Source organism: Occallatibacter savannae (assembly GCF_003131205.1).
GTDB classification, from domain to species: Bacteria; Acidobacteriota; Terriglobia; order Terriglobales; family Acidobacteriaceae; genus Telmatobacter; species Telmatobacter savannae.
Window position 1 is genome coordinate 232595 of the sequence record NZ_QFFY01000001.1, and the last position, 17100, is coordinate 249694.

Genomic DNA, 17100 nt, shown 5'->3' on the forward strand with positions numbered 1-17100 from the left:
GTTTGGATTATGCCTTCACGAAAGTGGTGAGGCTTCGGCGGGTGCGCTCGCGAAGCTGGCAGTCGCGAAGCTGGTCAGCGAGTGCCGGAAGATTGGGGATGCCGTAGATGGCGAAGTTGCCGAGTTCGGCGTCGGAGGAGAAGAGGTGGAGGGAACAGTGTCCGAGGAGGCGTGCGCCGAGAGGCTGGCGGAGCTCGAAGTGGTCGATGCGGAAGAGCTCGAGCGACTCCTGGACTTTGGAGAGAAGGCCGCGCTCATATTTGATGCGCTGCGTTGTGATGATGTAGTGAGTGCCGCGGCTGCGCATGTAAAGGCGAAGGAACATCACGCCGAGGATGAGGATGGCGGCGGGAATCACGTATCCGGTGTAGCCGGGCTGGGCCTGCCACTCGAGAAGGAAGATCGCGATGCCAGCTAGGATCACGACGGCCAGAAAAGGGACGAACTGGCCGATGCTGTAGATCATTGCGGGATGGCCGTTGTAGAGGGTCCTTTCGGTCTCGAGTTCCTTGGCGGCGGCGTAGGCGGCGAGGTCGGTATTGCAGAAGCGGCACTTGAGCGCTACGGCTTTGATGGTCTCGCCGCAGACGGGACAGGGTTTGGTGTCTTCATCCATGGAGCGCTCCTTTCCGCGACAGGATACCTTAGTTCATCAAGAGCGGGTGAGGATCGTCGTTTCCCATGTCTCCAAAAGAGGGAGACATGGGGCACCCAGAATCCTGGTAGTCAGATCGAATCTAGAGGCTATGCGGGTTCGATGTCGACGGTGGTGTCGTTGGCTTCTTCGGGGAGGGGTTTTTCGTCGGGGCCCTTGCCCATGGCTTTGAGAACGCTTGACGTGTGGTGGCCGCGGCGCATGGTCATTTTTCCGCTGCGGCAGACTTCGAGGATGCGGCCTTCATCTTCGCGGAGGATCTCAATGAGGCCTTCGATCTTGCTTTCGACGCCGGTCATTTCGATCATCAGCGACTCTGAGGTGAGGTCGACGATGCGGGCGCGGAAGACCTCGACGAGGTCGAAGATCTGGGCGCGATTGCGCGGTGTGGCGGCGACCTTGATGAGAGCGAGCTCGCGGGTGACGTTGGGCGCCTGCGCGATGTCGTCGACGTCGACAATGTTTTCGAGCTTGTAGAGGCTGGCGCGAATGCGGTCGCCGGCTTCGGATGATGCTTCGCAGACAAGGGTGAGGCGCGAAAGGCCGACGCGCTCGCTGCGGCCGACTGTGAGCGAGCTGATGTTGATGTTCAGGCGGCGGAACAGCGATGCCACGCGAGTGAGCACGCCGGGTATGTCTTCAACGTAGGCGACGAAGGTATGGGTCATGACGAGGTCCTTGCAGGTGCCGAAATCTGGTAGTTTCCAGTTGCCAGTCTCCAGTTGCCAGTTGTCGATCAATTCGCTGAAGCGCAGCTCACGATATCCGGAAGATCACTAAGACTGGACACTGGTGACTGGTAACTGGAAACTGTTCTCTACTTGTCGTCCGGCGACTCGACGATTGGATTTTTGCCGGGACGGCGGATCATTTCGTGCAGGGCACTGCCTGCGGGAATCATCGGATAGACGGAGTCTTCCTTCTCAACCATGAAGTTGAGCAGGAAGGGGCCGTCACAGGTGCGCGCTTCTTTTACGGCTTCGGCGAGTTCGGCGCGGGTACGGACGGCGCGACCGCTAATGCCGTGTGCGTCGGCGAGCTTGACGAAGTCGGGGCTGACGAGCGGCGTGGCTTCGTAGTTGCTGTCGTAGAAAAACTCCTGCCACTGGCGGACCATGCCGAGGTATCCGTTGTTGATGATGGCGATGTTGATCTTCAGTTTTTCCTGAACGATGGTGGAGAGCTCGGCGGCTGTCATCTGGAATCCGCCGTCTCCGGCAATAGCCCAGACTTCCTTTTCGGGGCAGGCCATTTTGGCGCCGATGGCTGAGGGCAGAGCGAAGCCCATGGTGCCGAGGCCGCCTGAGGTGACAAGCGAGCGTGGCTTCTCGTGATGGAAGTATTGCGCCTCCCACATCTGGTGCTGGCCCACGTCGGTGGATACGATGGCTTCGCCGTTGGTGATGCGCCAGAGGTCGTGCATGACATGGGCGGCGTAGAGGTGGCCGGAGTCGGGGATGTTCTTGATGTCGTGTACGGATACGTCTCCCTTGCTGGCTTCGATGGTCTTGATCCATGCGGAGCCGTCGCGGCCGGAGATGCGAGGGAGAAGGTCTTCGAGCACGGCGCGAAGATCGCCGACGAGTGCGACGTCGACCTTGACGTTCTTGTTGATCTCAGCAGGGTCGATCTCGATGTGAATCTTCTTGGCTTTCGTAGCGTAGGTCGAGAGAGAGCCGGTGACGCGGTCGTCAAAACGCATGCCGCAGGCGATGAGGAGGTCGGCATCCTGGATGGCGTTGTTCACCCAAGACTCGCCGTGCATGCCCATCATGCCGAGGTTGAGCGGGTGCGAGGCAGGGAAGCCGCCGAGGCCGAGCAGGGTGAGAGCTACGGGGATCTGCGCGCGCTCGGCGAGGGTGCGGACCTGCTCCATTGCCTGCGATTCCATCACGCCGTGGCCGGAGAGGATAACGGGCTTCTTTGCGTTGCGGATGAGCTCGGCTGCTTTCGTCAGGCCAGCGTCTTCGACCTTGAGCATGGGGTGCGGACGATAGGGTCGAGGTTTGGCCGCTTCGAAGTCGAAGATGGCGGTGCCTTGCTGTGCGTCTTTGGTGATGTCGACGAGCACGGGGCCGGGGCGGCCGCTCTGCGCGATCTGAAATGCGTAGCGAATGGCGTGGGCGATATCCTCGGTTTTGCTGATAAGGAAGTTGTGCTTGGTGATGGGCAGCGTGATGCCGGTGATGTCGACTTCCTGGAAGGCGTCGCTGCCGAGCAGTTTGCTGGAGACGTTGCCGGTGATGCAGACGACGGGAATGGAGTCGAGCATGGCTGTGGCGATGCCAGTGACGAGGTTCGTCGCGCCGGGACCGCTGGTCGCCATGCAGACGCCGACCTTGCCGGATGCGCGCGCGAAGCCGTCGGCCATGTGCGCGGCGCCCTGCTCGTGCCGCACGAGGACGTGGTGGATGGGAAACTTGCGCAGCGCGTCGTAGACGGGAAGAATCGCTCCGCCCGGATATCCGAAGACGGTGGACACGCCCTCACCGACCAGCGTTGCCCATACGATCTCCGCGCCGGTGAGGCGGGTGGGCGTGGTGAGGTGGCTCTCTGCGGATTGCGTGTTTGGCTTGTTTCCCATGGTCTGCTCCTAAGGGGCTTGTAGCCCGTAGCCGGTAGCTTGTAGGTCTTCCTATGTTGTGGCGCCGTGCGAGGCGCTGGTGACGCGGTCGACGTATTTGCGGAATACGCCCTGCGGCCAGCGGAGCGCGGGCGGCTGGAAGTTTTTGAGGCGCGCGGCCATTTCTTCCGCGCTGATCTCGACGTTGAGGGTGCGGTTCTTGATGTCGAAAGCGATGATGTCGCCTTCTCGAACCGCGGCGATGGGGCCCCCGACGAAAGCTTCGGGTGCGACGTGTCCTGCGGTGAAGCCGCGAGTGGCGCCGCTGAAACGGCCGTCAGTGAGCAGTGCAACGGTGTGGCTGAGATCGGGATGACCGCTGACGGCTGCGGTGACCTGGAGCATCTCGCGCATGCCGGGGCCGCCCTTGGGGCCTTCGTAGCGAATGACAAGGACGTCGCCGGGCTTGATCTTGTTGCCCTGCACGGCGGCGAAGCAATCCTCTTCGCAATCAAAAACTCTCGCTGGCCCGCAATGTTCGTAGCGATCCGCGGCGGCGATCTTCATCACGCATCCTTCCGGGGCGAGGTTGCCCTTGAGGATGACGAGTCCACCGGTGGGCTTGATGGGCTGTTCGAAGGTCTTGATGACGACCTGGCCGGGCGTTTCCTTTGCGAGCGCGGCTTCTTCGGCGAGGGTGCGCCCGCTGATGGTGAGCGTGGAGCCGTCTGCGTGGCCTGCGTCGATGAGGCGCTTGGCGAGCAGGCGCGATCCGCCAGCAGCCTGGAAGTGCGAGGCCATGTACTTGCCCGCGGGGACGAGATCGCAGATGAAGGGAGTCTTCTTTGAAATCGCGTCGAAGTCGTCGACGGAGAGATCGACGCCGATTTCTCGAGCGATGGCGATGAGGTGAAGGACGGCGTTGGTCGATCCACCGCTGGCGGCAACGCTGGCGATGGTGTTTTCGAGAGACTTGCGCGTGATGATCTGCGAGGGACGGCGGTTGGCGCGGACTGCATCCATCACCATGCGTCCGGCTTCGCGGGAAGCTGCGAACTTGTCCTTGTCGGTAGCGGGAACGCCGGAGAGGTGCATGGGCGAGATGCCGAGCATTTCGCCGGACATGGCCATTGTGTTGGCGGTGAACTGGCCTCCGCAGGCCCCGGCGCCGGGGCAGGCGTTGGCTTCGAGAGCTTCGAGTCCAGCGTCGTCGATCTTGCCGGCGGCGTGAGCGCCGATGCCTTCGAAGACCGCCTGAATGGTGATGTCAATCTTTTTACCGTCGGGGCCGTCAATTTTGCCGGGAGCGATGGAGCCGCCGTAGAGCATCATGCCGGGAATGTCGAGGCGGCAGAGCGCCATGATGATGCCGGGCATGTTTTTGTCGCAGCCGCCGATGCCGATGAGGCCGTCGAAGAGATTGCCGCGGGCGACGAGTTCGATGGAGTCGGCGATGACTTCGCGGGAGACGAGCGAGGCCTTCATGCCCTGCGTGCCCATGGTGATGCCGTCGGAGATGGTGACGGTGTTGAATTCCATGGGAGTGCCGCCGGCTTCGCGGATACCTTCTTTCACAGCTTCGGCGATTTCGCGGAGGTGGACGTTGCAAGTGCCGATTTCTGTCCAGGTGTTGGCGATGCCGATGATGGGCTTGTGGAGATCGTCTTTTGAAAATCCGGACCCGCGTAAGTAGGAGCGCGCAGCTGCGCGGCTTGGGCCCTCAGTCAACGGAATGCTTTGGCGTTTGCCTTCTGTCATTGCTCGCTTTGCTCGCAAGCTTTCAGCTCTCAGCTGTCAGCTTTCAGTTTGTGCTTCGGCCTTTGTTGTTTCCCACCCTAAACCGCAAAAAGCACGGTTTAGGATGGGGCACCCCGATGTATTCACTTGGCTTGAAGCCAGGTTGCGTGGTCGTGTTGTGTTTCGTATTTGTCGAGTTCGGCGGCGTGGCGGAGGGTGAGGCCGATGTCGTCGAGGCCTTCGAGGAGGCAGTACTTGCGGAAGGGGTCGACTTCGAAGCTGGCCTTGAATCCGCGGTCGTCGGTTACGGTCTGGTCTTGAAGGGAAACGGTGAGTTTGTAGCCGGGAATCGTCTCGGCGTTGCGGAGGAGCGTTTCTACTTCGCCTTCGCTAAGGCGCACGAGGACGATGCCGTTTTTGCCGGCGTTGGAGAAAAAGATGTCGGCGAAGGTCGGCGCGATGACGACGCGGAAGCCAAAGTCGCTGAGCGCCCACGCGGCGTGCTCGCGGCTGGAGCCGCAGCCGAAGTTTTTTCCGGCGACGAGGATCTTCGCGTCGTGGTAGCGCGGGTCGTTGAGGACGAACTCGGCGACGGGCTTGCCTTCGGGCGTTTGACGCCAGTCGAAGAAGAGGAAGTCGCCGTAGCCGGTGCGCTCGATGCGCTTGAGGAACTGCTTGGGGATGATCTGGTCGGTGTCGACGTTGGTGCGATCGAGAGGAGCGACGGTGGATGTCAGAGTCTTGAACGCTTCCATTAGGCTTTTACCTCCTCGCGTACTTCCCAGTTCCTGATGTCGACGAAGTGGCCAGCGATGGCGGCGGCTGCGGCCATCTCAGGAGAGACGAGGTGGGTGCGTCCGCCGCGTCCCTGGCGGCCTTCGAAGTTGCGGTTGCTGGTGGAGGCGCAGCGCTCGCCGGGCGCGAGAATGTCCGGGTTCATGCCGAGGCACATGGAGCAGCCGGGCTCGCGCCAGTCAAAGCCGGCTTCTTTGAAGATCTGATCGAGGCCTTCTTTTTCGGCCTGCGCTTTGACCAGTTGAGAGCCGGGAACGACCATGGCGTGCACGTGCGTGGAGACTTTGTGACCGGCAGCGATTTTCGCGGCGGCGCGGAGGTCTTCGATGCGGCCGTTGGTGCAGGAGCCGATGAAGACGCGATCGACCGCGATTTTATCAAGCGGCGTGCCGGGCTTGAGATCCATGTACTCAAGCGCGCGCTCGAAGGATTTGCGGTCGAGGTCGTTGCCGGCGGCTGCGGGATCAGGAACAGACGATGTGACGGGAGCGACCATGCCGGGGCTCGTTCCCCAGCTCACGTAGGGAACCAGCGTTGCGGCGTCGATCGTGAGTTCGCGATCGAACTTCGCGCCGGGATCGGTGGGAAGCTTCGACCACTCTTCGACGGCCTTATCCCATGCCGCGCCTTGCGGGGAGAATCGGCGGCCCTTCAGATAGGCGAAGGTGGTTTCGTCCGGAGCGATCATGCCGGCGCGCGCTCCGGCTTCGATGCTCATGTTGCAGATGGTCATGCGGCCTTCCATTGAGAGCGAACGGATGGCGGAGCCGGCGTACTCAATCACGCAGCCGGTAGCGCCGTCAGTGCCGATCTTGCCGATGATGGCGAGAATGATGTCTTTGGCGGTGACACCTTGCGGCAACTTGCCTTCTACCGAGATGCGGAAGGTTTGCGGCTTCGATTGGGGCAGCGTCTGCGTGGCGAGTACGTGCTCGACTTCGCTGGTGCCAATACCGAACGCGAGTGCGCCGAATGCGCCGTGCGTCGAGGTATGCGAGTCGCCGCAGACGATGGTCATGCCGGGCTTGGTGATGCCAAGCTCGGGACCGATGACGTGGACGATGCCTTGCTCGCGCGAGTTGACGTCGTAGAGCTCGACGCCGAAGTCGGCGCAGTTCTGACGGAGCGTGGAGATCTGCTTTGCCGCGATCTGGTCGACGATGTTGAGGCGGCCTTCGATCGTCGTCGGCACATTGTGATCGACTGTAGCGATGGTGCGATCGGGGCGGCGGACTTTGCGGCCCGCGAGACGGAGACCTTCGAACGCCTGCGGGGAGGTGACCTCGTGGACCAACTGGAGGTCGATGTAGAGCAGCGTCGGTTCGCCCTTGGGTTCGACGACGACGTGCTGCTCCCAGACCTTTTCGAAGAGTGTTTTGGGTGTAGTACTCATCAGTACCTCTGCAGAGGCTGGTAGCCGGTAGCTAGCAGCCTGTAGCTAAGTTTTGGTTACGTCAGCATCAACGTATCTGATAAAAATCCATCACAGCTGATCCAACGCGAGCTACTGGCTACGAGCTCACGGCTACAAGCTGCTTCACTGTTTCGCGCACCTTCGCGCCCATGTCCTTGGTCGACAGGACGGTGAAGGCCTGCGGGTTGGAACGGGCGAGGTCGGGTGTGCGGAAGCCCTGCTCGAGGACTTTGCGCACGGATGCCTGGATTGCTTTCGCTTCCGTTTCAAGTTTCGCGGTAAGCCGCAAGATCATCGCGCCTGTCAGGATTGCTCCGAGCGGATTGGCGAGGCCCTTACCTGCAATGTCGGGCGCCGAGCCGTGGACGGGCTCATAGAGATCGACCTTGCCGCCAATGGTCGCGGAAGGCAGCATTCCCAAGGAACCGGTAATCACGCCCGACTCGTCGGTGAGGATGTCGCCGAAGAGATTCTCGGTGACAACCACATCGAAATCGCGCGGGCGGTTCATGATGTGCATTGCCATGGCGTCGATGTATTGATGTTCCAACTCCACGTCGGGAAACTCTTTGCCGACTTCGGTGACGACCGCGCGCCAGAGTTGCGAAACCTCCAGGACGTTTGCCTTGTCGACACTGGTGAGCTTCTTGCGGCGGTTGCGGGCGAGGTTAAAGGCGACGCGGGCTACACGGGCAACTTCATCGCGGGTGTAGATCATGGTGTTGTAGCCGACGCCCTTTTCCTTGTCGTACTCGCGAGGCTTGCCGAAGTAGGCGCCTCCAAGCAGTTCGCGGACAAACATGATGTCGGTGCCTTCGACGATCTCAGGCCGTAGCGGGCTATTGGCCACGAGTTCCTTGAATGAGAAGCAGGGACGGAGATTGGCGAATCCGCCCAAAGCGGCACGCAGAGCCAGCAGGCCGGCTTCGGGACGCTTGTCGGGCGCGAGGGAATTGAATTCGTTGCCACCGACGGCGCCGAGGAGGACTGCGTCGCTGGCGAGGGCTGCGTCGAGGGTCTCTTTGGGGAGCGGAGTGCCGTCCTTCACAATGGCGACGCCGCCAATGCGTTTTTCTTCGATCTGAATGGTATGGCCACCGAGTTCGGCGACATCGCGCAAAACGGCGACCGCTTCGTTGGTGACTTCGGGGCCGATGCCGTCGCCGGCGGTGACAAGTATCTTGAGGTTCATTCCCGTCCTGTGAGAGTTGCCAGTTGTCAGTCTTCAGTTATCAGTAAAAGCAAAAACTCTAGTCGAGTTCGGCGACAGCGGGTTCGCTGCGGCGATCGCGGATGGGATCGGGGAGGATTCCGATCAGATCCTGGTCGTAGATGTTCTTCTTGCGATCGGCAAGCGCGACGAAGCGGTAGTAGGTCTGCTGCAATTCTTCACGCGAGAGCGTGTAGCCGAGCTGCTCGAGGCGATGGCGGAGCGCGGCGCGGCCGGAGTGCTTGCCGAGAACGAGGTTGGTGCGGGAGACACCGACGAGCGAGGGCGTCATGATCTCGTAGCAGAGCGGGTTGGCAAGCATGCCGTGCTGGTGAATGCCGGACTCGTGCGCGAAGGCGTTGGCGCCGACGATTGCCTTGTTGGGCGACGGGCGGAAGGTGATGATCTGGCCGAGGACCTGGCTTGCTGGATAAAGCTGGTCGAGCTTGATGTTCGTCGTGACGCCGTAGCGTTCCGAGCGGACGTGGAGTGCGGCAGCGATCTCTTCGAGTGCGGCGTTGCCGGCGCGCTCGCCGATGCCGTTGATGGTGCACTCCACTTGGCGGGCTCCGGCCTGAATCGCGGCGAGAGAATTGGCGGCTGCGAGGCCCAAGTCGTCGTGGCAGTGCGAGGAGAGGATGATGCCTTCGGCATCCACGGCGGGGATGCGCTCGCGGACTTCGCGGAACATCTGGCCATACTCCTCGGGAGTCGTGTAGCCGACTGTATCGGGCATGTTGATGGTGGTGGCGCCGGCTTCGATGGCTGTGCGGACAATGTCGATGAGGAACTCGCGGTCGGATCGCGTTGCGTCTTCGGGCGAGAACTCCACGTCGTCGACGAAGGTGCGGGCGAGGCGTACGGATTCGGCGGCCTGGTCGAGAGCCTGCTGACGGCTCATCTTGAGCTTGTATTCGAGATGGAGGTCGCTGGAGGCGAGGAAGACGTGGATGCGCGGGCGCTGGGCGAACTGAAGAGCGCGGGCGGCAATCTCGATGTCTTCATTCTTGGCGCGGGCGAGGGAGCAGATCTTCGGCTTGCGCACCGCCTGCGTGATGGTGGAGATGGCCGCGAAGTCGCCTTCAGAGGCCATGGCGAACCCGGCTTCGATGATGTCGACGCCGAGGTCTTCGAGGGCATGCGCCATGGTCAACTTTTCCTGCGTAGTCATGCTGCAGCCTGGGGACTGCTCGCCATCGCGCAGAGTGGTGTCAAAGAATGCAACGTGATTGGAAATATTTGTCATATGTACGCCTGCCAGGGGAAGACGTTGCCAGCATTCCTAGTTTCGCCGATCGGGCAGGTATAAGGCAAAGTTATTCTTTTTGGGGTTGCGATTAGAATTGCTTATACCGGAGTTGCCAGTTACCAGTCATTAGTTTCAGTGACGATAGATGACCCGGCGGCGTACAAGGCTGGCATCTGGACTCTGTAAACTGGGAGCTCGTTTTGGAACTTTCACAACTTGAGACGTTTCTGGCGGTTGCGGAGGAGCGGAGTTTCTCGAAGGCTGCGGTGCGGCTGCACCGGACACAGCCGGCGATCAGCCAGGTGATTCGGAAGCTGGAGGCCTCGATCGGGGAGCCGCTGTTCGACCGCGCGGCGCGGGACGGATCGCTCACGGCGTCGGGTGAGTTGCTGCGGGATTATGCGCAAAGGCTGCTGGCGCTGCGGCGGGAAGCCTCGAGCGCGCTGGATGAGCTGAAGAGCCTGGAACGGGGGCGGCTGCAATTGGCGGCGAACGAGTACACCTGCATGTACCTGCTGGAGGCGGTGGATGAGTTCCGCCGCGAGTACCCGGAGATCGGCGTGTCCGTGCATCGCATGCTGGCGAGCCGGATCGCGGAGGAGCTGAGTCTCAGGACATTTGAGATTGGGGTTACTTCGTTCCGGCTTGATCCGGAGCGGTTCAAGACGATTGCTGTTTATAACGACAGCCTGGCGTTCATTGTCAGTCCCGAGCACCGGCTGGCGCGGGCGGCGCGCGTCTCCATCTCAGATCTGGGGAAGGAGAATTTCATCGCGCACAACGTCGCTTCGCCGCTGCGCAGGAAGGTGATTGAGGCGTTCCAGCGGCACCGGACGCCGTTGAATATGGGCATCGATCTGCCGACGATCGAGGCGATCAAGCGGTTTGTGGCGATGGGGAATGGAGTGGCGCTGGTTCCCCACCTGACCATTGCGCACGAACTGGAGGCGGGGGAACTGGTGCGCGTTACCGTCGATGAACTGGAGTTCAAGCGGGTGCTGCGGCTGGTGCACAGGAGACAGTCGACGCTCTCGTATGCGGCGCGTGCGTTCCTGAAGACGGTTCGGTCAATGGCGGAGAGGCAGGGGCCGCCGTACTTCTATCACGTGGAGCGCGCGGGGTAAGGGCAGGCCAATGCGCGATTGGCGGGTGCCGATTTCGGGGCTGTTGCGTCTATTGATTCAGATCATTCAGCGACACCCCTGATCGAGGCTAAGCCGTTCTGGCCATTTACAATGCATAGAGCGGTGCGTGGGGGAGACCGAAGCACCGGAATCAACAACCTGGTTGCCAGCCGGACGGTTGAGCAGTCAAGAGGTTCAAGACCGAATGAAGAAGATCGCCCTTATTGCCTTTCTGCTGGCAGTGTGTGTAGCAGCGGGCCGCGCTCAGGAGAGCCGGCAGGACATCAGCCTGAGTGGGACAGCCATCGTTGAGCCGTTTGTTGCTTCATCGACAGACGTGCAGGTGCATTCGAATACAGCAATCGGGGGCCTGTTGAGCTATCGGTTTATGCTGACGCCGAACAGCGCGCTTGAAGCGAACTACGGCATCACGTATCAGAACACGATGCGGTTTATCTCCGGAAATACAAATACCGTGAAGGTGCTGGTAAGAACGCAGGAGATTTCGGGCGCTTACGTTCGCAGTTTCACGTTCAGGAAGTTCAATCCCTTCGTCGAGGCCGGACCGGGCGCGCTGATTTTCCTTCCCATTCGCAACTCGGGGACCACGTCGCTGGACGTGAAGCAGCAGACATCGATTGGCGGACTGTACGGGGCTGGCGTGGCCTATGAGCTGAGCCCGAGCTTCGACATCCGCGCGGAGTTCCGCGGGTTTGTGACAAAGGTTCCGAACTTCGGCCAGGGATCGAGCACGAACCAGATCAACCTGTCGACGAACAAGTGGTACAACATCTACTACCCGGCGATCGGCGTGGCGTACCACTTCTAGAAGCACCGGACGAGCGAACGAGCGGTCAAGGGTACGAGAAAGACGGAGGGGATGGCCGATGGCCATCCCCGATTTGTTTAGGTGGGTCGCGGCTTTACGATCAGTCGATGGTGACGGGCTTGGTGGCTTCGCGGTAGATGCCGAGTTCTTTGACCATGGCGCAGTGGGGCTGGAGCGCCTGGATTGCCCTGGCGCCTTCGTCGATGGAGTGCAGCTGGCAATCGACGTAGAAAACGTACTCCCATGGCTTACCGTGGACGGGGCGTGATTCGATCTTGGTGAGGTTGGTGCGCATCGCGGAGAGTTCGTTCAACGCGGCGACCAGAGAACCGGGACGGTTTTCGACGGAAAAGGCGATGCTGATCTTGTTGGCGTCGGTATCGTAGACCGCGTCTGGGGTGCGGCGGACGAGGAAAAATCGCGTGTAGTTTTCGGGGTTGTCTTCGATGTTGGCGCGGAGGATTTCAGCGCCGTAGTAGTGAGCGGCGGCTTCACTGGCAATGGCTCCGGCGTGCTTGTCGCGGAGTTCGACGAGCTGCTTTACACTGCCGGCGGTGTCGTAGAAGGCGTAGGACTCCATCTTGGGGTGTTCGGCGAGGAAGCGGCGGCACTGCGCGAGGGCAACGGGGTGCGAGAAGACGCGATCGATATCGCCGATCGCCGCGCCGGAGATGGCGATGAGGTTGTGGCGGATGCGGAGGAGAGACTCGCGGACGACTTTGACGTCGTGCTGAAGCAGCAGGTCAAAGTGCTCGAGCACGGAGCCGGCCAGGCTGTTTTCGATGGGGATAACGGCGGCGTCGACCGACTCTTCGACGAGCTCCTTGAAGACGTCGGCTGAGAGAGCACAGGGGACGATGACGGCGTCGGAGGCAAGGTTGAGCGCGGCTTCGTGGCTGAACGAACCGGGCTCTCCTTGGATGGCGATTCTCATTGCATAGCTTTCTCCGCGCTTGGCGGGTGAAGGGAATGACTATCTTCTGAGCCAGATATCGGTTGCGACGAAGACCAGAAACACAGTGGCGATGACGCCGTTCATGGTGAAGAAGGCGGCGTTGAGGCGGCGCATGTCCTGGGGCGAGACGATGGCGTGTTCGTACGCCAGGAGCGCTGCAGCAGCGGCAATGCCGATCCAGCCGGCTACGCCGAAGTGGAAGATGTAACCGAATATTACGAGCAAACCGAGCATGGCGAGATGCATGATGCGCGCGACGCGGAAGGCGGCAGGCACGCCGAGGGACTGGGGGATGCTGTAGAGACCGGCGCTGCGGTCATGCTCGAAGTCCTGGCAGGCATAGAGCACGTCGAAGCCGCCGACCCAGAGCATGACAGCGGCGGTGAGGACGAGAATGCGCGGATCGAGGCTGCCGCGAACGGCGATCCAGGCGGCCGATGGGGCAAGACCGAGAGCCAGGCCGAGCACGAGGTGCGACCAGCGCGTGAGGCGCTTCATGTAGCTGTAGCTGAGGAGAACGATGAGGACGAGGGGCGAGAGGTAAAGTGTGAGGCGGTTGAGTTCGGCTGCAGCGATGACGAATCCGACGCCCATCAGGACGGTGAAACCGAGGACGAATTGGCGGGAGAGCAGACCGGCGGGAATGGCGCGATTGCTGGTGCGCGGGTTGGCTGCGTCGAGATCGGCGTCGGCCCAGCGGTTGAAGGCCATAGCGCAGGAGCGAGCGGTAACCATGGCGACGAGGATCCAGCCCAGTGTGCGCCAGCCGGGGGTACCGTGGCTGGCAAGCAGCACGGCCGTTAGCGCGAACGGCAGCGCGAAGATCGAGTGTTCCCACTTGATCATCTCGAGTGTTGTGCGTGTTTTGGCGAAGAGGCCCATCGCGAGTTTCAAAAACCAGTGTAAAGGACCAGTGGTAAGTGGAAACGCGATGGGCTGGAAGCTGGGGCGGGTTCTAGGCTTCTGCTGCTTCGATGGTCGAAGCGAGCGGCAGAACGGTGTCGACCTTGGTGACTTTGAACAGATCCATGACGCGGCTGTTGGCCCCGGAGACGACGAGCTTTGTGCCGTTCGTGGTGCAGCGGACGTAGTGATTCATGACGAGGCCCATGCCTGCGGAGTCCATGTAGGGCACTTCAGTGAGATCGATGACGGTCAGGGCAGGAAGCTCTGCCTTGCGCAGTTCGCTCTGGAGTTCGAAGAGGTTCCGCAGGGTCAGCGGACCGGCGAGTCGGAAGATGCGGGTACCCGGGTTTTTGCCGTCAGCACGATCGATCGTCAGGGGGCCATCGTTCAACATAGCGACTCAAGTGTATGGAATCAGGGGCTCTGGATGATTACAGTACTGTAAATGTCGCATGAGGGCGAGGTGGGAGTCCACTGAAAACAGGAGGAGGGAGCAGAGATCAGACAGCAGGGCAGAGGGTGAAGATCGAGAGGCAGACGATTAGGGAGGAAGGTCAGGAGGGGAGGGCGCAGCAGCCGTGGGTGAGACGACGCTCTCCCACGGCTGGCGGTCTGTTGGCTATTTGCTGTCGGATTCGCTTTGCTGGCCGGCGACCTGAAGGTAGTTCTTGACGCTGAAGACTCCGGGCACGCTGTTGGCGCGGAGATATGCAGCATCCTTGTCGGCCTTGGAGTCGACAACGCCGTAGAGTTCCACGTGCCCGTTCTGGACCGAGATTCGAATCGGCTTCGCGGGATCGATGGCGTACTTGTTGAGCGACGGATACCCATAGACTGCGCGTGCGATTGCGAGGCGAGTCTGGTCGTCCATGATCGAGGTTGGATCAACTTCGATGTCGTCCACGACGTCCTTGACTCCGGGGTATGTGGAAACCAGAGCGACGGCCGAGTCCTTATCCACGTCGGTGCGAGCGTGGCCGCCGAGGGTTACAACTCCATTCTCAACACTCATGGTGATGGAGTTGAAGGCGTTTCCGTAGCCGACGCGGTCGTAGGTGAGCTTTTCTCCGAGCTTCTTCTTCAGTTCCTCGTCTGAAACGGGCTCTCCTTTTCCAGTTACCTCGATCTCATTGCGAACAGCGTTGACACCTTTCGCCTTGCGAACGCGATTCGCGGCGTCCTTCTTGTATTCGTAGAGACTCACGGTTCCAGAAAGGGTCGCAATGCCGTTGTTGTCGACTGACACTTTTACGTCTTTGAACTGCGACTTGTTGAGCTTGTTCTGCGCGGCGCTGTTGCCGTCCTGCTGGTCGATGAAGGCCGGAGTGGAACCGGCAGCAAAGGCTGGAACGGTGAGAGCAGAACAGCCCGCCAGAAGGGCTGCAGCCATAAGAACGCCTGGGGAGAGAATCCTTTTTCTTGCCATATCTAATTTCCTTTCCTGTTACGAAATATCCGAACGAGCGATTCACCTCACGTCTGGGATGCGGTAGCTTCCTGTGTAGCCGTCAACGGTGATGATCGAACCCGGCCCGGGATGCCACTCAGCAACATAGACACAGATTCGCGAAAAACGTTATGGGGTTGTCAGCGCGGAAGAGTCGACATGCATTCGGCCGGTGCTGGGCGAGGGTCACAATCGAAGACACACGTTGAGGAAGGCAGGCCGGAACGCGAAGCTAAGAAGCAACTTGGAGTTGCCGGTCAGAATGTAAACGTACAACTGCCATTTCCACCACAGCATCAGAAAGTCAGGGTTTGGTGCACCGGGTGAAAGATGCCGCTGGGGCCGAGCGTGGAGGCATCGTGTACTTATATGGCCAACGTTCTCGGCAACATACGTCGCAGCCTTACCACTCTGATGCCTTGGGGCCCGCCGTGTCGGCGCATGCAGTGCAGTTTTATGAGGACGAGTCGGTCTTCATCGAGAGTCTCAGCGAGTTTGCAGGAGCCGCGCTGGGCTCGGGTGGCGCTTGCGTGGTTATCGCGACACAGGATCACCACCGCAGGCTGGTCGAGAAACTTACTTCCAACAACATCGATGTGACGCGCACGGTTGCCGAGGGCAGGTACATACCTGTGGATGCCCGGCGTGCACTGGAACGATTGCTGGTGCAGGGGCGACCGGATCCGCAGCGGTTCTGGGAGGAGATGGCACCGGTGATCGAGCGCGCCAGGGCGGCTTTGCGGCCGGGCGTGAAAGCGATCTCCGTTTTCGGAGAGATGGTCGCGATGCTCTGGGCTGAGGGCAACCAGCAGGGCGCGATCGAACTTGAGCACCTGTGGAACGAACTGGTGGAGCGCTACAAGCTGCACTTCCGCTGCGCTTATCCAATTGGGAGTTTCGCCAAGGAGAGCTATTCGGGTGGGTTCGACGCGATCTGTTCGCAGCACTCCGCCGTGATTCCGTCGGAGAGCTACTCCGACCTGGCGAGTGGTGAAGAGCGCGACAGGATGGTCAGCACTCTGCAGCAGAAGGCGTCCGCGGTGGATGCCGTTGTTGAGGAGCGGGAGAAAGAGGTCGCGCACCGCAAGGTGGTGGAGGAGAAGCTGCGGCGCACCGAAGAATTCACGCGCAACATCATCGAGAGCAGCGCCGATTGCGTGAAGGTGCTCGACCTGGACGGGCGGATCCAGTACATGAGCCCCGCCGGACAGCGCTCGATGGAGATCACGGACGCGAGTCAGTATCTGAACAAACTTTGGGTCGAACTGTGGAGAGAGGAAGACAGGAGCCGCGCCAAGGAAGCACTGTCGGCGGCCCGCGAAGGTAACGTCGGGAGCTTTCAGGGCGACTCGATCACGATAGGCGGACTGAGAAAGAGCTGGGATGTTCGCATCACTCCGGCGCTGGACCGGCAGGGCGCGATCGAGCGGCTGGTCGCAGTGTCGAGGGACATCACGGAGTTGAAGAGCGCGCAGCAGCTGGCGATTCAGTCAGAGAAGCTGGCTGCGACCGGACGGCTCGCGGCGACGATTGCGCACGAGATCAATAATCCTCTTGAAGCGGTGACGAACTTCATTTACCTCGCCATGACGGCGCAGGGCCTGCCTGAGGAGGTGTGCAGGCACCTCTCGATTGCGGATCGCGAACTTGCGCGTGTGTCGCAGATTGCGCAGCAGACGCTCGGGTTCTATCGCGGGGCTTCGAAGGACCGTTGGATCAACTTGGCGGATCTGATTCGCGATGTGCTGGTGGTCTACGAGCGGAAGCTCGCCTACAAACGCATCGAAACAACAGTATCTGTTTCACCAGACTTGAAGCTCTATGGGCGACAGGGAGAGTTGAGGCAGGCAGTGTCGAATCTGCTTACCAACGCGATTGACGCCTCGAAGGCGGGCGGGAAGATCTGGATCCGGGCACGGGTCTCGCACGGCTGGAACGGCGAGCGCGAGGCGGGCGTACGCATCACGCTGGCTGATAACGGGAGCGGAATGCCGCGCGAGGTGCAGAAGAAGATTTTCATTCCGTTCTTCACGACCAAAGCGGAGATTGGAACGGGGATCGGGCTCTGGGCCACCAAGGCGCTCATCGAGCAGCAGGGCGGAGCATTGCGCTTTCGCAGCCGGCAGGGCGAGAAGTCGGGAACGACAATGAGTATTTTTCTGCCGAATGCGCATACGGGCAAGGCATCGGGCAACGGCGATTGAGTGCCGGACAGA

15 protein-coding genes are annotated in these 17100 nt (G+C 60.8%); 3 read left to right on the forward strand and 12 right to left on the reverse strand.

Features of this window, described 5'->3' with window-relative positions:
* Positions 1–7 precede the first annotated feature (7 nt).
* From DHV10_RS01065 to DHV10_RS01100, 8 genes are all read right to left on the reverse strand, one after another.
* The gene (locus tag DHV10_RS01065) at positions 8–616 is read right to left on the reverse strand and encodes a PH domain-containing protein (RefSeq protein ID WP_109484475.1); all 609 of its coding nucleotides are present in this window, start codon (positions 614–616) and stop codon (positions 8–10) included.
* A 128-nt stretch (positions 617–744) separates the two neighbouring features.
* Positions 745–1323: an acetolactate synthase small subunit gene (gene ilvN, locus DHV10_RS01070; RefSeq protein WP_109485641.1), complete on the reverse strand. Its 579-nt coding sequence runs from the start codon at positions 1321–1323 to the stop codon at positions 745–747.
* A 149-nt stretch (positions 1324–1472) separates the two neighbouring features.
* On the reverse strand, positions 1473–3239 hold the full coding sequence (ilvB, locus tag DHV10_RS01075; RefSeq protein WP_109484476.1) for a biosynthetic-type acetolactate synthase large subunit: 1767 nt from the start codon (positions 3237–3239) through the stop codon (positions 1473–1475).
* Positions 3240–3290: 51 nt separating this feature from the next.
* The gene (gene ilvD / locus DHV10_RS01080) at positions 3291–4976 is read right to left on the reverse strand and encodes a dihydroxy-acid dehydratase (RefSeq protein ID WP_109484477.1); all 1686 of its coding nucleotides are present in this window, start codon (positions 4974–4976) and stop codon (positions 3291–3293) included.
* 122 nt (positions 4977–5098) lie between these two features.
* Complete coding sequence (gene leuD / locus DHV10_RS01085) at positions 5099–5710, reverse strand: 3-isopropylmalate dehydratase small subunit (RefSeq protein WP_109484478.1); 612 nt, start codon at positions 5708–5710, stop codon at positions 5099–5101.
* Positions 5710–7143 (reverse strand): 3-isopropylmalate dehydratase large subunit, encoded by a 1434-nt coding sequence (leuC, locus tag DHV10_RS01090; protein ID WP_109484479.1) that lies wholly within the window; start codon positions 7141–7143, stop codon positions 5710–5712. The genes leuD and leuC overlap by 1 nt, the downstream gene beginning before the upstream one ends.
* A gap of 118 nt (positions 7144–7261) precedes the next feature.
* On the reverse strand, positions 7262–8356 hold the full coding sequence (gene leuB / locus DHV10_RS01095) for a 3-isopropylmalate dehydrogenase (protein ID WP_109484480.1): 1095 nt from the start codon (positions 8354–8356) through the stop codon (positions 7262–7264).
* Positions 8357–8414: 58 nt separating this feature from the next.
* A complete protein-coding gene (locus tag DHV10_RS01100) occupies positions 8415–9620 on the reverse strand; it encodes a 2-isopropylmalate synthase (RefSeq protein WP_109484481.1) in 1206 nt (401 codons plus the stop codon).
* Between the two features lie 203 nt (positions 9621–9823).
* On the opposite strand from DHV10_RS01100, the gene DHV10_RS01105 reads away from it, so the two are divergent.
* Both DHV10_RS01105 and DHV10_RS01110 read left to right on the forward strand, forming a co-directional pair.
* Complete coding sequence (locus tag DHV10_RS01105; RefSeq protein WP_109484482.1) at positions 9824–10747, forward strand: LysR family transcriptional regulator; 924 nt, start codon at positions 9824–9826, stop codon at positions 10745–10747.
* A gap of 205 nt (positions 10748–10952) precedes the next feature.
* Positions 10953–11576: an outer membrane beta-barrel protein gene (locus DHV10_RS01110; RefSeq protein WP_109484483.1), complete on the forward strand. Its 624-nt coding sequence runs from the start codon at positions 10953–10955 to the stop codon at positions 11574–11576.
* 100 nt (positions 11577–11676) lie between these two features.
* Here DHV10_RS01110 and pheA read toward each other — a convergent pair whose 3' ends face one another.
* The 4 genes from pheA to DHV10_RS01130 all read right to left on the reverse strand — a co-directional run bounded on the left by pheA (position 11677) and on the right by DHV10_RS01130 (position 14863).
* Complete coding sequence (gene pheA, locus DHV10_RS01115; RefSeq protein WP_109484484.1) at positions 11677–12510, reverse strand: prephenate dehydratase; 834 nt, start codon at positions 12508–12510, stop codon at positions 11677–11679.
* Between the two features lie 39 nt (positions 12511–12549).
* Positions 12550–13413, reverse strand: coding sequence for a UbiA-like polyprenyltransferase (locus tag DHV10_RS01120; RefSeq protein ID WP_109484485.1), 864 nt, complete (start codon positions 13411–13413; stop codon positions 12550–12552).
* 73 nt (positions 13414–13486) lie between these two features.
* Complete coding sequence (locus DHV10_RS01125) at positions 13487–13831, reverse strand: STAS domain-containing protein (RefSeq protein ID WP_239461238.1); 345 nt, start codon at positions 13829–13831, stop codon at positions 13487–13489.
* Positions 13832–14056: 225 nt separating this feature from the next.
* Positions 14057–14863 (reverse strand): BON domain-containing protein, encoded by an 807-nt coding sequence (locus DHV10_RS01130; protein ID WP_239461239.1) that lies wholly within the window; start codon positions 14861–14863, stop codon positions 14057–14059.
* 452 nt (positions 14864–15315) lie between these two features.
* Between DHV10_RS01130 and DHV10_RS01135 the strand changes: the two genes are divergently transcribed.
* Positions 15316–17088: an ATP-binding protein gene (locus DHV10_RS01135; protein WP_162601103.1), complete on the forward strand. Its 1773-nt coding sequence runs from the start codon at positions 15316–15318 to the stop codon at positions 17086–17088.
* Positions 17089–17100 lie beyond the last annotated feature (12 nt).

Excerpts from the sequence above, each read along its gene's own strand:
- DHV10_RS01065 (WP_109484475.1), bottom strand. The coding sequence starts at position 616 with ATGGATGAAGACACCAAACCCTGTCCCGTCTGCGGCGAGACCATCAAA.
- ilvN (WP_109485641.1), bottom strand. The coding sequence starts at position 1,323 with ATGACCCATACCTTCGTCGCCTACGTTGAAGACATACCCGGCGTGCTC.
- ilvB (WP_109484476.1), bottom strand. The coding sequence starts at position 3,239 with ATGGGAAACAAGCCAAACACGCAATCCGCAGAGAGCCACCTCACCACG.
- ilvD (WP_109484477.1), bottom strand. The coding sequence starts at position 4,976 with ATGACAGAAGGCAAACGCCAAAGCATTCCGTTGACTGAGGGCCCAAGC.
- leuD (WP_109484478.1), bottom strand. The coding sequence starts at position 5,710 with ATGGAAGCGTTCAAGACTCTGACATCCACCGTCGCTCCTCTCGATCGC.
- leuC (WP_109484479.1), bottom strand. The coding sequence starts at position 7,143 with ATGAGTACTACACCCAAAACACTCTTCGAAAAGGTCTGGGAGCAGCAC.
- leuB (WP_109484480.1), bottom strand. The coding sequence starts at position 8,356 with ATGAACCTCAAGATACTTGTCACCGCCGGCGACGGCATCGGCCCCGAA.
- DHV10_RS01100 (WP_109484481.1), bottom strand. The coding sequence starts at position 9,620 with ATGACAAATATTTCCAATCACGTTGCATTCTTTGACACCACTCTGCGC.
- DHV10_RS01110 (WP_109484483.1), top strand. The coding sequence starts at position 10,953 with ATGAAGAAGATCGCCCTTATTGCCTTTCTGCTGGCAGTGTGTGTAGCA.
- pheA (WP_109484484.1), bottom strand. The coding sequence starts at position 12,510 with ATGAGAATCGCCATCCAAGGAGAGCCCGGTTCGTTCAGCCACGAAGCC.
- DHV10_RS01120 (WP_109484485.1), bottom strand. The coding sequence starts at position 13,413 with ATGGGCCTCTTCGCCAAAACACGCACAACACTCGAGATGATCAAGTGG.
- DHV10_RS01125 (WP_239461238.1), bottom strand. The coding sequence starts at position 13,831 with ATGTTGAACGATGGCCCCCTGACGATCGATCGTGCTGACGGCAAAAAC.
- DHV10_RS01130 (WP_239461239.1), bottom strand. The coding sequence starts at position 14,863 with ATGGCAAGAAAAAGGATTCTCTCCCCAGGCGTTCTTATGGCTGCAGCC.